This window comes from Pseudoalteromonas sp. 2CM37A (assembly GCF_023161885.1).
Classification (GTDB): domain Bacteria; phylum Pseudomonadota; class Gammaproteobacteria; order Enterobacterales; family Alteromonadaceae; genus Pseudoalteromonas; species Pseudoalteromonas atlantica.
On record NZ_JALNTJ010000007.1, the window covers coordinates 94,966 to 109,315 of the forward strand.

General features: G+C 41.6%; 13 protein-coding genes. 5 read left to right on the top strand and 8 right to left on the bottom strand.

Annotated elements, in window-relative coordinates; translation table 11 throughout:
* Together MTF68_RS15435 and MTF68_RS15440 are read right to left on the bottom strand one after the other, a co-directional pair.
* The gene (locus MTF68_RS15435; protein WP_248462981.1) at positions 1-666 is read right to left on the bottom strand and encodes a hypothetical protein; all 666 of its coding nucleotides are present in this window, start codon (positions 664-666) and stop codon (positions 1-3) included.
* A gap of 81 nt (positions 667-747) precedes the next feature.
* The gene (locus MTF68_RS15440) at positions 748-1,050 is read right to left on the bottom strand and encodes a hypothetical protein (protein ID WP_248462982.1); all 303 of its coding nucleotides are present in this window, start codon (positions 1,048-1,050) and stop codon (positions 748-750) included.
* Positions 1,051-1,319: 269 nt separating this feature from the next.
* On the opposite strand from MTF68_RS15440, the gene MTF68_RS15445 reads away from it, so the two are divergent.
* The 3 genes from MTF68_RS15445 to acnA all read left to right on the top strand — a co-directional run bounded on the left by MTF68_RS15445 (position 1,320) and on the right by acnA (position 5,199).
* Complete coding sequence (locus tag MTF68_RS15445; protein ID WP_024031994.1) at positions 1,320-1,703, top strand: RNA-binding S4 domain-containing protein; 384 nt, start codon at positions 1,320-1,322, stop codon at positions 1,701-1,703.
* Positions 1,704-1,810: 107 nt separating this feature from the next.
* Entirely contained in the window at positions 1,811-2,239 is a 429-nt protein-coding gene (locus MTF68_RS15450) for a hypothetical protein (protein ID WP_248462983.1), read from the top strand.
* Positions 2,240-2,457: 218 nt separating this feature from the next.
* On the top strand, positions 2,458-5,199 hold the full coding sequence (gene acnA, locus MTF68_RS15455; RefSeq protein WP_024031992.1) for an aconitate hydratase AcnA: 2,742 nt from the start codon (positions 2,458-2,460) through the stop codon (positions 5,197-5,199).
* Positions 5,200-5,408: 209 nt separating this feature from the next.
* On the opposite strand, the gene MTF68_RS15460 is transcribed toward acnA, so the two are convergent.
* The 4 genes from MTF68_RS15460 to MTF68_RS15475 form a co-directional block, all read right to left on the bottom strand.
* Positions 5,409-5,951 (bottom strand): DUF4124 domain-containing protein, encoded by a 543-nt coding sequence (locus MTF68_RS15460; RefSeq protein ID WP_004589443.1) that lies wholly within the window; start codon positions 5,949-5,951, stop codon positions 5,409-5,411.
* A gap of 127 nt (positions 5,952-6,078) precedes the next feature.
* A complete protein-coding gene (locus tag MTF68_RS15465; RefSeq protein WP_248462985.1) occupies positions 6,079-6,819 on the bottom strand; it encodes a phosphoadenylyl-sulfate reductase in 741 nt (246 codons plus the stop codon).
* A 42-nt stretch (positions 6,820-6,861) separates the two neighbouring features.
* Positions 6,862-8,559, bottom strand: coding sequence for an assimilatory sulfite reductase (NADPH) hemoprotein subunit (cysI, locus tag MTF68_RS15470; protein ID WP_024031990.1), 1,698 nt, complete (start codon positions 8,557-8,559; stop codon positions 6,862-6,864).
* 60 nt (positions 8,560-8,619) lie between these two features.
* Positions 8,620-10,431: an assimilatory sulfite reductase (NADPH) flavoprotein subunit gene (locus MTF68_RS15475; protein ID WP_248462987.1), complete on the bottom strand. Its 1,812-nt coding sequence runs from the start codon at positions 10,429-10,431 to the stop codon at positions 8,620-8,622.
* Between the two features lie 306 nt (positions 10,432-10,737).
* Between MTF68_RS15475 and MTF68_RS15480 the strand changes: the two genes are divergently transcribed.
* The gene (locus MTF68_RS15480) at positions 10,738-12,381 is read left to right on the top strand and encodes an endonuclease (RefSeq protein WP_248462989.1); all 1,644 of its coding nucleotides are present in this window, start codon (positions 10,738-10,740) and stop codon (positions 12,379-12,381) included.
* A 30-nt stretch (positions 12,382-12,411) separates the two neighbouring features.
* Here MTF68_RS15480 and MTF68_RS15485 read toward each other — a convergent pair whose 3' ends face one another.
* The gene (locus tag MTF68_RS15485; RefSeq protein WP_248462990.1) at positions 12,412-13,008 is read right to left on the bottom strand and encodes a hypothetical protein; all 597 of its coding nucleotides are present in this window, start codon (positions 13,006-13,008) and stop codon (positions 12,412-12,414) included.
* A 113-nt stretch (positions 13,009-13,121) separates the two neighbouring features.
* Positions 13,122-13,595, bottom strand: coding sequence for a hypothetical protein (locus MTF68_RS15490; protein WP_004588695.1), 474 nt, complete (start codon positions 13,593-13,595; stop codon positions 13,122-13,124).
* Between the two features lie 181 nt (positions 13,596-13,776).
* Here MTF68_RS15490 and MTF68_RS15495 point away from each other — a divergent pair, with 181 nt between their 5' ends.
* On the top strand, positions 13,777-14,313 hold the full coding sequence (locus MTF68_RS15495) for a helix-turn-helix transcriptional regulator (RefSeq protein WP_024031984.1): 537 nt from the start codon (positions 13,777-13,779) through the stop codon (positions 14,311-14,313).
* Positions 14,314-14,350 lie beyond the last annotated feature (37 nt).

Consider the following 14,350-nt stretch of genomic DNA (forward strand, 5'->3'; position numbering starts at 1 on the left):
TCAGTTCATATAAACAATTTGTAGTGAGCAATCAAGCCAGCTGGGGTGATTAACATGCGCCGTAAATGTATACGTATCGGATGGCTTAGCGCCAAAGGGCGTTGCTACAAGCGGCTGTGAGTGGCTATATGTTTGCGAGTAGGTTTTATAATAAATAACAACATAACCATATAAAAACTCCCAACCTAACCTTACAACAGCGCCACTGGGTAAGGTAAAGTCAGCGTGTTCATTTGAAAATCTAACCGCTAAGTCATTGTACTTGTCTTCGCTGCATTGGGTTGTTCTTAGCCGAGACGGCATAGTAAAAGCGTCTTCTCCATCAGTGCTCTTTAAATAAAAACCAATATTGCCATCGCCATAAAAATGATTTGATCGGGTCGTGTAGTTAATTTCGGGCTGATAACCTAGCTCTTGCATAATAATAGCTAACTGCTCAGTTTCTTTTGGATAAATTTTATCGCTTGATAAGAGTAATGTAGCCTCACTAAAGGTAGATGGGATTTCTAGCGCTACGTATTCATAAGGAAGATTTTGTGCTTTTAGCGCAGCATCGAGCTGCTTGCGCTGCTCATCTTGCAAGTTTTCACTAAAAACATAAACGGTAGGTTGTTGGCACGCAGTTAATAATAGCGCCCACATACAGATTAAAATGCCATTTTTCATAGTTACCTCCAATGATTACAATTGTAGTCTATTGGAGGTAGCTATCTATAGCAACTTAATACTCATGTGCTTAATTAAGTATTATTGTACGTTGGTATAATTTGTTTGGCTGTCTAACCAGGCATCTACGCTTTGGCGCGTATATAAAACTTCATTAAATAAGCGATGACGTTCAAATTCCAGTTTTGATTTTTTAAGTGGATCACCACTAATTAGCCTACTGTGCGTATCGTTAAACTTAGAAATAACCGAAAAGCCGCGTTCATCTTGCTCTTTGTGTGTTTTTACCGAGTTAGCTAAGTGAGCTCTTACATCATCTGCTGTCAGCATATCTGAATTATCTAAGCCCATTAGCTCTTTTTTCATTGCTAATCTTATGCCCATTTACTGCTCCAATTATATGCAGACCTAAACAATTAAAACGGTGAAATAATTACCATGTTTTAGGTACGATTTTTTATTTGCCAAAGCAATAGCAAATAGCACACCAAATTTTTGCTAGAGCATACGCATCAAATGCTGCAGTTTTTTTAAAGTTGAAAAAAGTTTTATATTTATCACTCTTTTTTATCCCACTAGGGCGGGCTTGCTAGGTGCAAAAAACAGTGCAAGCCTTTATACTTGCTGCTTATGCGCCACCAACAGAGATAACCATGTCAGAAGAATACATTGAAATTGAACTTGAAGAAGAACCTATAGAGCTTTGTAAATTACTAAAAGTACTCGATTTAGTAGAAGGTGGCGGCCAAGCTAAAAACCTAATAGCGCAAGGCTATGTTGGGGTTAACCATGAAATATGTACAATAAAACGGAAAAAATTATACAGTGGCGATGTACTAGAATTCGATGGCGAGCTTTTTCAACTCACTTTAAGTGAAGATGCGACTCCTGTAGAGCGCCCAGTGGCAACAACCCAGCCACAGCCAGAAAAAACACCTAATGAAACAGCTCAAAAGCCGGCAAAAAATAAAAGAAAGCGCACTAAAAAGCCAAAGGTTGATGAAAATACAGGGCGTCGCCCTATCTCATTTGGCTAGCCCTTAGCGCTTTGTGTCGTTTTTATTATATGTATAGGCTAGCTTGAACAGTTAGCCTTTTTGCTCTTTAATTACCTCGTAAAATACAATAAAAACAAGGTAATAATATGACAACCTCAGCTACACCCAATTGGTTTAAACCCGCCCTGTGGGCAGCACTTATCTGGAATTTATTAGGTGTGTTTGCATTTATAATGCACCTTATGATGACCCCCGAGATGATAAGTAAACTTCCGTTAGATCAACAAGCTGCATATTCGAACGTGCCTTTATGGTCTATCATTGCATTTGCTGTAGCGGTATTTGGTGGCACCCTTGGCTGCATACTACTATTGGCCAAAAATGCACTTGCAACGCCTACCTTTGCGCTATCGTTGGTAGCGATATTTATTCAGCAATTTTATAATTTCATTGTGATAAATAGCATTAAAATGCTGGGGGTAAGCGCGGTGTTTATGCCTGTTTTAGTGATTGTTATTGCGTTTTTGCTTTTATATTTAAGCATAAAAAGCAAACAACAAGGTTGGTTGAACTAACTTTCCCCCCTTTTGTAAACTCATTATTTTGCTACTTGAAAAAACAATTTTAGGTAGCACTTCTATACTTAGTACTGTCTAAAAAACATGCATTGCGCTACCTGCTTTTTAGCCTGATTTGTCATATTTATTATCTCTGGTATGCACTTTGCAAACTATTGGCAAATAAACACGTTATTTTATCAAGGACATAATCCTAACTATCAAAGGGGCAAAAAATGAATAGTTTCGACACCCAACAACAATTAACGATTAATGGCGAGCAATACCATATTCACTCACTTAAAGGATTAGGCGATAAAGCAAAGCGATTGCCCTTTTCTCTCAAAGTATTACTAGAAAACCTATTACGCAATGAAGATGGCGTAAATATTAAAGAACAAGACATTCAAGCCCTTCTTGATTGGGACCCTAAAGCAAAGCCCTCAGCTGAGGTGGCCTTTACGCCGGCACGTGTTGTAATGCAAGACTTTACAGGTGTTCCCGCCATTGTTGATTTAGCTGCCATGCGTGATGCAATGGAAAAGCTAGGTGGCGATCCTGCAAAAATAAACCCGCTTTCTCCAGCTGAACTTGTAATTGACCACTCAGTACAAGTAGATGGCTACGGTGACGACGGTGCGTTTGATTTAAATGCCAAGCTAGAATACGAACGAAATAAAGAACGCTACGAATTTTTACGCTGGGGGCAAACTGCTTTTGATAATTTAAAAGTAGTGCCACCAGCTACAGGTATTGTGCACCAAGTAAACTTAGAGTTTTTAGCGCGTGTTGTTTTTAACGACAGTGAAAACGGAAAATCAATAGCCTACCCAGACACCCTTGTAGGGACTGATTCGCACACCACCATGATTAATGGTTTAGGTGTGTTAGGCTGGGGCGTAGGTGGTATTGAAGCCGAAGCAGCCATGCTTGGGCAACCAATTAGCTTGCTTATTCCTCAGGTAGTGGGCTTTAAATTAAATGGCCGATTACCCGAGGGCACCACAGCTACCGATTTAGTGCTCACCGTTACCGAAATGCTACGTAACCACGGAGTAGTGGGTAAATTTGTTGAGTTTTATGGTGACGGCCTAGCTGATTTACCGCTCGCCGATAGAGCAACCATTGCCAATATGGCGCCAGAGTACGGTGCAACATGTGGTATTTTCCCAATTGATGATGAAACAATTAACTACCTGCGTTTAACGAACCGCGATGAAGATCACCTCAAACTGATTGAAGACTACGCTAAACACCAAGGCTTATGGCGCCATGAAGGCGACGAAGCGCATTACACAGACACCCTTGAGCTTAAATTAGACGATGTAGTACCTAGCCTTGCAGGCCCTAAACGCCCACAAGACAGAATTACACTTGATAAAGCCGGTGATGTGATAGGCCAGCACCTAAAAGGTTTTCAAGATGAGCGTATGGCTCGTCGTGATAAAAGCGATATTGAAGAAGCGCGCATTGAAAGTGAAGGCCCAACAACCAACCCAGATGAACCGGTAGACGAAGCGCAGTTTATGGGTGCAGCCAAAGTGAAGTTTAAAGGCCAAGAATTTGAACTAAACGATGGCGCCTGTGTTATTGCCGCTATTACAAGCTGTACAAATACCTCTAACCCCAGTGTTATTTTAGCCGCAGGCTTAGTGGCTCAAAAAGCTAAACAGCTGGGTATTAATGTAAAACCGTGGGTTAAAACATCGCTTGCACCTGGTTCGCAAGTGGTAACCGACTACCTTGAAAAAGCAGGCCTAATGGATGACCTAGAAAGCTTAGGCTTTAACTTGGTCGGTTATGGTTGTACCACGTGTATAGGTAACTCAGGCCCGCTTGCAGATGAAATTAGCGAAGCAATTCAAAAGCACAAGCTAGTTGTAAGCTCTATTTTATCGGGTAACCGTAATTTTGAAGGGCGTATACACCAAGACGTTAAAATGAACTTTTTAGCCTCGCCTCCACTTGTGGTAGCGTATGCCATTGCAGGACGTACAGACATAGATGTATACAACGAGCCCTTAGCGCAAGATGAAAACGGTAACGATATTTACCTGAAAAATATTTGGCCAAGCGTGAGCGAAGTCAGCGAACTAGTACAGAAAACGGTAACCAGAGAAATGTTCGAAAAAAGCTATGCCAACGTATACGAAGGCGACAGCCGTTGGCAAAAAATTCAAATTCCTGATGGTAAGCTCTATGATTGGGATGATGGGTCAACTTACATTAAAAAAGCACCATTCTTTGAGGGCATGAGCGTTGAACCACCAGGCGTGCCAACAATTGAAGGGGCGCGTTGTTTAGCTAAACTTGGCGACTCAGTAACCACTGACCATATTTCTCCTGCGGGGGCCATTAAAGCTGAAGCGCCAGCCGGTATTTACTTACAGGAAAAAGGCGTAGAAAAAGCGCAGTTTAACTCGTACGGTTCACGCCGTGGTAACCACGAAGTGATGATGCGAGGCACATTTGCGAACGTTAGGCTTAAAAACTTACTCGCACCAGGTACAGAAGGTGGCGTTACTCGCACCCAACCTGATGACAAGCTTGCCAGCATTTACGATGCCGCAATGGAATATGAAAAGAGTAACACACCATTAATTGTGTTAGCTGGTAAAGAATACGGTACCGGTTCATCACGCGACTGGGCAGCAAAAGGCTCGCTTTTATTGGGTGTAAAAGCGGTGGTTGCACAAAGTTATGAGCGTATTCACCGCTCTAACCTCATTGGTATGGGTGTACTGCCTTTACAATTTAAAGAGGGTGAGAGCCACGAATCATTAAATTTAACTGGCCAAGAGCAGTTTGATATTGAAGGTTTGTACGACAAAACGAATGAAGTGAGCATTATTGCCACGAATGCTGAGGGCAAAAAAGTCAGCTTTAGCGCCGATGTACGTATAGATACCCCTAAAGAGTGGGACTACTACAAGCACGGCGGTATTCTACAATACGTTTTACGTAACATGCTTGACTAATCATATATTTAAAATTAAAAAGCCTAGCAGTCGCTAGGCTTTTTTATGCGCTAAATAATTAACGAGTATTGCAACTTGGTATTGCTTTTAACTGGTTATAAGCCCTTAGCATAACGAAGGCGCAGTAACTCAGCTCACTAATTACAAACCCCGCACGATTAAAACCCCTCATATTGAGTAAGCTTTAATGCTAAGCGCACAATAAAAATTTAGTACCCACCTATACTTTGCATCTCTTTACTGCGCTGCTCTAATTTTTGCTTTGCCTTTTCAGCATCTTCAAACAGTTTTTGAATAGATTCAGCGTTGTAAACGGTTGGTGTAGGTGGTTGAATACTCTTTTTTGAGGTGCTTGCACTGCTACTCAAAATTGAGGTGTCTTCTGCGGCTACAACAGTGACATCACGGGCATCAAGTTTTACCTCAATACTTTTGCCATCTGCATTAGGCGTATCTGAAAAATGCCATTGGCCGTTTTTATCTTGCCACTTATAAATTTTACTACCGGGTTTAATTGTCGCCGCATCATTGTTTACACTCTGCGCAATTTTATCGCCTGCTTGCTTTGCGCCTTGCACTGCCTGATTAAGCGTATTGGTAGATAACGCGACCATTTTTTCTTTAATTTTGTGAGATTCAGCACTAATAGATGAACTAGAAAGCCATGTTTGGCCATCTGGCTTTTTTAGGTAAAACAAAGAGATAACAGCAATGATCATGACTGATATTGCCAAGTAGGTGAAGTATTTCATAGCGTTCCTGCTTAAAAATGAATCCTTGAAAGGCAATTCTAATAAAAAATACTTAATCAGGCAATTTTTTTGCAATAAAAAACGCAACCTAAGTTGCGTTTAAATAGTTGTTTAGCATTCGCTTTTTTTAAATACCATCGCCGTCAATATGCAGCCCGCATTCGCGGTTTAAACCAAAAAAGCGCGTTTCTTCTTCGCTCATACCTGGCTCAAGTTTACGCGTAGTATGCACATCACCCATCGACACATAACCTTGCTCCCATAATGGGTGGTAAGGTAAATCATGCTTGGTAAGGTATTGATATACATCGCGGTTTGTCCATTCAATAATCGGGTACACTTTTACCGTACCTCGGCTTATCTCAACAAACTGTTTATCTGCACGGGTCGACGATTGGTCACGGCGCAAGCCACTAAACCAAGTACCGGCACCAATTTCTTTTAATGCGCGGGTCATGGGCTCTACTTTATTAAGCTGATTATATTGCTTAATACCGTCCTCGCCTTGTTCCCATAATTTACCGTATTTAGCTTCTTGCCATGCAGGGCTTAGCTCAGCTTTATACACCTGTAAATTAAGTGATAGGCGCGCTGTCATTTGCTCAATAAACTGATACGTTTCTGGAAATAAATAACCCGTATCGGTTAATACCACAGGAATATCAGGACGCTGAGATGTTACTAAATGCAGCATGACCGCCGCTTGAATACCAAAGCTTGATGATAAAAAAGCTGTATCGGGTAAGTTCTCTAGTGCCCATGCAACACGCTGCTCCGCACTCATTGGTGCAAGTATGCCGTTTGCATCTGCAAGCAATGCCGCTTGGCTTTGCTTATCAAGCTGTAATATGTTTTTAAATTCACTCATGGTCAATTTTAAACCTCACCCACGCTCCGCGTGGGTATTTAATTAAGCGTGAAAATCGGTTACTGATACTTTTACTTCAGCAACAATGCCTTTGCGAATTACAAAGTCACCAAAACATTCACCGTCGTTTCGCTCACTTGCCCACTGGCCAATCAGCTTATCAAACGCGTCTAGGTAAACATCTTCACCTACGTTTTCTAGGTACAGTTTAGGAATGCGTGTACCTTCTAAATTACCGCCTAGGTAAACGTTGTATTTACCAGGGCCTTTACCTACTAAACCAGCTTCTGCAAGCATTGCGCGGCCACAACCGTTAGGACAACCTACAACACGCATAATAATGCTGTCATCAGGTATGCCATGCTTAGCAAGTAGTGCTTCGGTTTTTTCAATTAAGCTTGGTAAGTAACGCTCAGCTTCGGCCATAGCAAGCGGACACGTTGGCAATGCTACACACGCCATTGAATTTTTACGTTGCTCAGTGTCTTTGTCATCAATTAGGCCGTGGTTACGGGCAATTTCTTCAATAACTGCTTTTTGATCGGCAGGCACACCGGCAATAATTAAGTTTTGGTTAGCCGTCATACGCATATCGCCTTGATGCACTTCTGCAATTTTACGACAACCTGTTTTTAATGGCTTACCTGGGTAGTCTAAAATACGGCCACTTTGTATAAATAGCGTAAGGTGGTGCTTGCCATCAATGCCTTCTACCCAACCAATACGATCGCCACGGTGAGTAAACTCATAAGGGCGGCTTGGTGCAAAGCTTACACCGGCACGTTTTTCTACTTCGGCTTTGAATACGTCAGACCCAACACGGTCTAGTGTGTATTTAGTTTTTGCATTTTTACGGTTAGAACGGTTACCCCAATCGCGCTGCACTGATACAACGTGCTCAGCAATTTTTAAAGTGTCTTCTAGGGCAATAAAACCAAAGTCGTCAGCTTTACGCGGATACGTAGCCGTATCACCGTGGGTCATAGCTAGGCCACCACCTACAAGTACGTTAAAGCCAACAAGCTTGCCATCTTCAGCAATAGCAACAAAGTTTAAGTCATTCGCATGCACATCAACTTCGTTGTTAGGCGGAATGGTAACCGTGGTTTTAAACTTACGCGGTAAGTAGTTAGAACCTAAAATTGGCTCTTCTGTGGTTTCTGCTTTTTCGCCATTTAACCAAATTTCAGCGTATGCTTTCGTTTTTGGAAGTAAATGCTCAGAAATTTTTGCAGCCCACTCATACGCTTCTTGATGTAACTCTGACTCAACAGGGTTAGTCGTACATAGTACGTTACGGTTTACATCGCCTGCAGTGGCAATAGAGTCAATGCCAACGCTATTAAGCATTTGGTGCATGCCTTTAATATTTGGCTTTAATACACCATGAAATTGAAACGTTTGACGTGTTGTTAAACGAATACTGCCGTAGCTTGTTTTTTCATCGGCAAATTTATCAATTGCTAGCCATTGCTCAGGCTTGATAATACCGCCAGGCATACGTGCACGTAGCATTACATTGTGCAGCGGCTCTAGCTTTTGCTTTGCGCGCTCAGGACGTATATCGCGGTCATCTTGCTGGTACATACCGTGAAAACGTATAAGTTGGAAGTTATCGGCTGTAAAACCACCGGTAATTTCATCTTTTAAGTCTTGCTCTATGGTGCCACGTAAAAAGTTACTTTCTCTTTTCAAACGTTCGTTATCAGAAAGTTTTACGTTTTTATCTTGTTCGCTCATTTTAAATCCTAAATTTGTTACAGTGACGGCTGCTAGCTGTTAATAAAATAAGAAACGTGATTAATACACGTCTTTCTGATAGCGGTTAGCGCTACGTAAGTCTTTTAAATATTGCTCTGCGTCTTCGTAGCTTTTACCGGTGTTTTCGCTGATGATATCAACTAAGGCGTTGTGTACATCTTTTGCCATGCGGTTTGCATCACCACACACATAAAAATGCGCTCCTGCTTCTAGCCACTCAAAAATTTCTTTTGAGTTTTTGCGTAGCTTGTCTTGTACGTATACTTTTTCGGCTTGGTCACGGCTAAATGCAACGTCAACTTTGCTTAATAGGCCTGATTTTAAATAACCCTGAATTTCTACTTGATACAAGAAGTCTTGTGTAAAGTGTGGGTTACCGAAAAACAGCCAATTTTTGCCTTGTGCTTCTCGCGAGTCACGCTCTTGTAAAAATGCACGGAATGGCGCAATACCGGTACCTGGGCCAACCATAATAATGGGGGTATTATCATCGCTAGGTAAACGGAAGTTGTCGTTGTGCTCACTAAATACTTTAACTTTACACCCTTCTTCAGCACGGCGTGCTAAATAACCAGAGCAGCCACCTAAATGTTCGCTGCCAAAGGCGTCAAACTCAACTAAACCTACCGTTAAGTGAACTTCCTCTTCAACCTCGCTTTGGCTTGAAGCGATTGAGTATAAGCGCGCTTGTAGTTTACGTAGGCAATCAACTAAGGTTTGTGCGTCTATTTTTGCAGGATTTTGTGCCACTACATCAAAAATTTGACGAGGCTCAATGTACTCACGCATAGCGGCTTTATCTTCTACAAGCTTTAGTAGCTCTGGCGTGCCCGTTGCAACTGCGTATTTTTCTACAAAGCCTGGGTATGACTGAGTAAGCTCTAACTTTTCGATTAATGCATCGCGAATAGGCAGTGACTCTTCGCCCACTTTTACAAGTGTGCCTGAATCGATTTGCGTGTGTGTTAGTAGCTCATCTACGCGGGTTTCATCATTTAAAAAGTACACGCCTAATGAATCACCAGGTAAGTAGGTGATGTCTGAGCCTTCAAGCGAAATCTCAACATGGCGTACATCTTTAGTAGAATCGCGCCCTGTAATTTTTTGTACGGTAACAAGCTCTGCCGCAAATGGGTTTTGCTTAGTGTATTGGCTTGCTGCCGCTGTTGGTGCGCCAAATGGCATTGATACAACTTGGCCGCCCGCAGCATCTTGCTGCGCTTTTAGATCAGGTTCGAATGCATCAAGTGCACCGGTGATCCAAGTGGCTGCTTCATCATCGTAATCAACATCTAGGTCGGCACGTTGGAAAATAGTTTCTGCGCCAAGTTTGTTTAAACGCTCTTCAAAGTCTTTTGCTGTTTGGCAGAAAAACTCATAGCTAGAGTCGCCTAAACCCAGTACCGCGACTTTAACGTCATCTAACTTAGGTGCTTTTTTGGTAGTTAAAAATTCATACAGTGTTTCAGCATCTTCAGGTGGCTCACCTTCACCGTAGGTAGATACAACAACGGTTAAAAACTTTTCTTTTTTCAGGGCTGTAGGTTTGTAGTCAGACATGCTCACAAGTTTTACAGCTAAACCGCGCGACTCAGCTTGCTCTTTAAGCTTAGTCGCCACACCTTTTGCATTACCTGTTTGCGAACCATACAAAATAGTAAGTGGCGCAGCATCGCTTGCAGCCGCTGTAGGCGCTTGCCCACCAAGAGCCGCAGAATTAGCATTTGCAGCTAAGTAACCACTTACCCATGCTTGCTGAATCGGATTAAGTTCTGCTACTAAGCCTTGCAGCTTTTGTACTTGCTCTTGCGATAGCGGGCTTGCCGCTGCGTTAAGTTGACCTAACAACATGAATTTGTTCCCCATAACCCTGAAAATTACATACAGCCCACATGGTGCGCTGTTCAAAATGAGTTTTACCTCACCCAGAGTAACTCTGCTGAGGTTTTATTAGTGTGCAGGATAGCGGGCTATGCGGTGAGAAAAAAAGAATAGAATCTGCTTTGTTATTCCATTTAGTTATTAATTTATATAAAGACCTTCAAAAACAGCTTAAAGGCTTATTATTGCTATTTTATTAATTTTGTATTTAACAAATTTGTAACCTTGTGCAGATAGTGTATGTTATTTACTCAACTATAAAAAATAGGAACAATCATGTCACACGGGACATACAAAAATAAGTTACTTAGCACGGCATTACTGATTGCCGCCACCCCAACAATGGCCAATGTCGCAAATGGCGGCTTTGAGCAGTGGACAGGCAATACGCCTGACGCGTGGACCACAATTGATAGCGGTATTAATGTATCGCGCTCAACCAGTATCGTAAATAACGCAAACAGCGCGGCGGCTATTAATGTGACCACCGGCTCGCAAAGCAATACCGACTTATTACAACAAGTTAGTGTGGAGGCGGGCAAAACATATGATTTCTCAGTGGATGTATATCACACTGAAGGAAGCATAAGAGCCCGCCTGTATGTAGATGGCTACCAAGGGTACTCTAACCAAGCGCAAACTAACCAGTGGCAAACAATTAGCCACAGTTATACGCCTAGCAGTAATAAAACCATTAATGTTGGTTTACGTTTTTACGATATGAGCGGCTTTGATGGCAATGAAACCGTTTATGTAGATAATTTTTTGCCTAATACAGACGGCGGTGCTTCAGGCAGCTGTAACGACCATAGCCTTACTTTAACCCTTAATACCGATAACTACGGCAGCGAAACCAGCTGGGTGGTTAACAACAGCCAAGGTAGCAGCGTAGCCAGTGGTAGTGGTAGTGGTAGTGGTTATGCCTCTAACACACAATATATTGAGCAACTATGTTTAACTGATGGCGCATACACCCTAGTTATAAGTGACAGCTATGGCGACGGTATGTGCTGTAACGTAGGTAATGGTAATTATGCGCTCACTCAAGGCAGCACCACACTTGCCAGTGGCGCAAGTTTTAATAACACAGATAGTACAACTTTTGAATTAGGCGATAGCTCTGGTGGTGATACTGGCGGTGGCACTAACCCAACACCAACAGGTTATTACATAACAACTCAAGGTCTATCTGGCTATGCATTAAAAACTGAGCTTTATAACATTATCAAAAATCACAGCTCGCAAGGTTACTCGGCTATTTGGAACTTTTACGATTCTTCAGCACGCGATAAATACTTTGAAAACGATAACAGTATTTTAGATATGTATAGTGAAAAGCCAAATGGTAGCGACAGCTATACTTACACCGCGGTGAGCGATCAGTGTGGTACTTATAACAGTGAAGCAGATTGCTATAACCGTGAGCATTCGTTCCCTAAAAGCTGGTTTGGCGGCACAAATGAGCCAATGAATTCAGACGTGCACCACATTTATGCAACCGACGGTTATGTAAACTCAAAACGTAGTAACTACCCTTTTGGTGAAGTGGCTAGTGCATCATTTACATCAACAAACGGTAGTAAAGTCGGTTCAGCAGCAAGCTCTATTAATTACTCAGGTACGGTGTTTGAGCCAATTGATGAGTTTAAAGGTGACTTTGCCCGCGCTTATTTTTACATGGCAACCCGCTACGAGAATGTAATAGACTCGTGGCAAAATAACACAACTGCCAGTAATGCAGTCCTTAATGGCACAAGCAATCAAGTATTCGAAAACTGGGTGGTAGCTATGCTACTTAACTGGCATAACGCCGACCCTGTTAGCCAAATGGAACTTGACCGTAACCAAGCAGCTTATGAGTTTCAAGGTAATCGTAACCCGTATATCGATCACCCTGAATTTGTTGAGATGATTTGGTAATAGCCTGCTTATAACTTTTTAGCCCCAGCCTTAACTGGGGCTTTTTAATAACTGTACTTTTTGTTTGGCAATAAGTGACGCTACATACTGCTTTTCTAAATCCCACGGATGACGCTTCCAGCCCTTAAAACCAAAACCGATAATATACACCTGTGCTTGCTGCTTTAAAAAGTGCTCAATGGCTAACATTCCCGAACTGGGTGTTTTAGCTTTAAAAGCAGGTTTGCCAAACGTATATAAGTGTTTTAATAATGCTGTTTTATCGTGCTGGGCGATTCGACTCACGTTTGCACGCGGGCTATATTTGCGTATTATTTCATCGCCATGGTCAATACAGCCCCTGCGGTTAATTAGCTTATAAAAAGGTTGAGTAAATAAGTTAGGTTTTGGGTCAGTGATCATGACATTTTTCAGCTGCGTTATATCTATATCTGGAAACGCTGCGCAAAGCATTGCGCCTTGCTTACCTCGTCCCACTAGCCATAAATCAGTACATTTACGGCCTAAGTATGCAGGCATGTTTGCACACATATTAAAGCGCACCACTCTATCAAAGCTATTTAGAGCTTTACTTACATCCTTTTCGACGGGGCCATTACCTATAATTAACACTGTTTGCTTAGCCATACTACGCTCCTTGTACCTTTATTAGCGCATACTAACGTGCACGCCACACTTTACCAGCAAACTTATATTAAACTTTTTTTGCAGCCACTCACTGTGCGGTAAACTAACAGGCATTACTTTTGATTTAAGGCCTGCTCTGCACGTTCTATTGATTCGTAGCGTTTACCTGTAATTTTTATCAGCCATACTTTATCTGTAAAGGTGCGGCTTAAATACACTGTTTGCCCATTTGGGATTTGCGGCATAAAGGAAGAAATAGATTCCCACTTGCCATCAACCTGCTCTTTTAGCTTCAAGCTAGCGTTAAAGTGCGACCCCTCTGCGTTAGGCTTTACTTCAAGCGCCGTCATTTGCGTATCATCACCAATTTCTATCATTGCACTTTTATTTAATAGCGTGAGTAGCTGAGGTTGATGCGTAGGGCTTAGATTTTTTAAAGCCTGCTCTATTTTACTATCTACGGTAATCTCATTCTGTAATTTATAAATACTGGCCTTAATTGCAAAAACAGGCTCTGCGTAACTGGGGTTTATAAAAAACAGTGAACTGATAAGCACTAAAATAGCGCTAGTAAATTTATTCGGCATATTATATCTCCTTATTAAAATCGAATTGAGCATACCTTATATTTTATTAAATTTAATATAAGCTATTAATATTCATAATATTCTTTATATTAATAAGCATGAATATACGCTTTTAGACTATTTATAAATACTAATTTTAGCGATAATAAAACGCTTAACTAATCAAATAAGAGCAGAGGGTATGCAAGCGTTAGGAATGGAGTTAAAACGCCTTAGAGCAAATAAAAAGTGGACTCAGGCTTATGCAGCGCGTGAAATTGGAATTCAACAGTCGTACCTTTCAAAGCTTGAAAATGGACAGTTTATCCCCTCAACTGAGGTAATTGAAAAGCTTAAACTTTGCTATGGCGAAGGCTGTATTGATAAATGCCTACCTATAAGCTCAGCGATACATAAGCCCTCAAACATCACTTTAATTATGAGCTTGGCTTTATTTATATGTGGGCTGATAGCGTGGTTATGTGCAACATATGAAATTTTTTATCCACAAACCTACTTTACCTATCAAGCAAAGCTAGGTGACTTTTTAGCATTTAACGTCACTCAGCAATACCAAGGCGAACGCTTTATTGAGGGGGATGTGACCTATCAAATTGTAGGAGAAAGGCAAGTCAGTCGAATCGAGAACCGCTTCTTAGTGGTAGGCTCTGCCGTGTGCATATTAATATCTATTGTTGCAGCTTTACTCTCGCAAAGGCATAGGTTTGGTAAATTATAGAGCTGTTATTTAGTTGTTCTTGGCAATTACTCCAGTA

Bases quoted from the DNA above. Each gene is read 5' to 3' on its own strand.
- MTF68_RS15480 (WP_248462989.1), top strand. From the start codon at position 10,738: ATGTCACACGGGACATACAAAAATAAGTTACTTAGCACGGCATTACTG.
- MTF68_RS15450 (WP_248462983.1), top strand. From the start codon at position 1,811: ATGACAACCTCAGCTACACCCAATTGGTTTAAACCCGCCCTGTGGGCA.
- acnA (WP_024031992.1), top strand. From the start codon at position 2,458: ATGAATAGTTTCGACACCCAACAACAATTAACGATTAATGGCGAGCAA.
- cysI (WP_024031990.1), bottom strand. From the start codon at position 8,559: ATGAGCGAACAAGATAAAAACGTAAAACTTTCTGATAACGAACGTTTG.
- MTF68_RS15495 (WP_024031984.1), top strand. From the start codon at position 13,777: ATGCAAGCGTTAGGAATGGAGTTAAAACGCCTTAGAGCAAATAAAAAG.
- MTF68_RS15440 (WP_248462982.1), bottom strand. From the start codon at position 1,050: ATGGGCATAAGATTAGCAATGAAAAAAGAGCTAATGGGCTTAGATAAT.
- MTF68_RS15490 (WP_004588695.1), bottom strand. From the start codon at position 13,595: ATGCCGAATAAATTTACTAGCGCTATTTTAGTGCTTATCAGTTCACTG.
- MTF68_RS15435 (WP_248462981.1), bottom strand. From the start codon at position 666: ATGAAAAATGGCATTTTAATCTGTATGTGGGCGCTATTATTAACTGCG.
- MTF68_RS15460 (WP_004589443.1), bottom strand. From the start codon at position 5,951: ATGAAATACTTCACCTACTTGGCAATATCAGTCATGATCATTGCTGTT.
- MTF68_RS15485 (WP_248462990.1), bottom strand. From the start codon at position 13,008: ATGGCTAAGCAAACAGTGTTAATTATAGGTAATGGCCCCGTCGAAAAG.
- MTF68_RS15475 (WP_248462987.1), bottom strand. From the start codon at position 10,431: ATGTTGTTAGGTCAACTTAACGCAGCGGCAAGCCCGCTATCGCAAGAG.
- MTF68_RS15465 (WP_248462985.1), bottom strand. From the start codon at position 6,819: ATGAGTGAATTTAAAAACATATTACAGCTTGATAAGCAAAGCCAAGCG.
- MTF68_RS15445 (WP_024031994.1), top strand. From the start codon at position 1,320: ATGTCAGAAGAATACATTGAAATTGAACTTGAAGAAGAACCTATAGAG.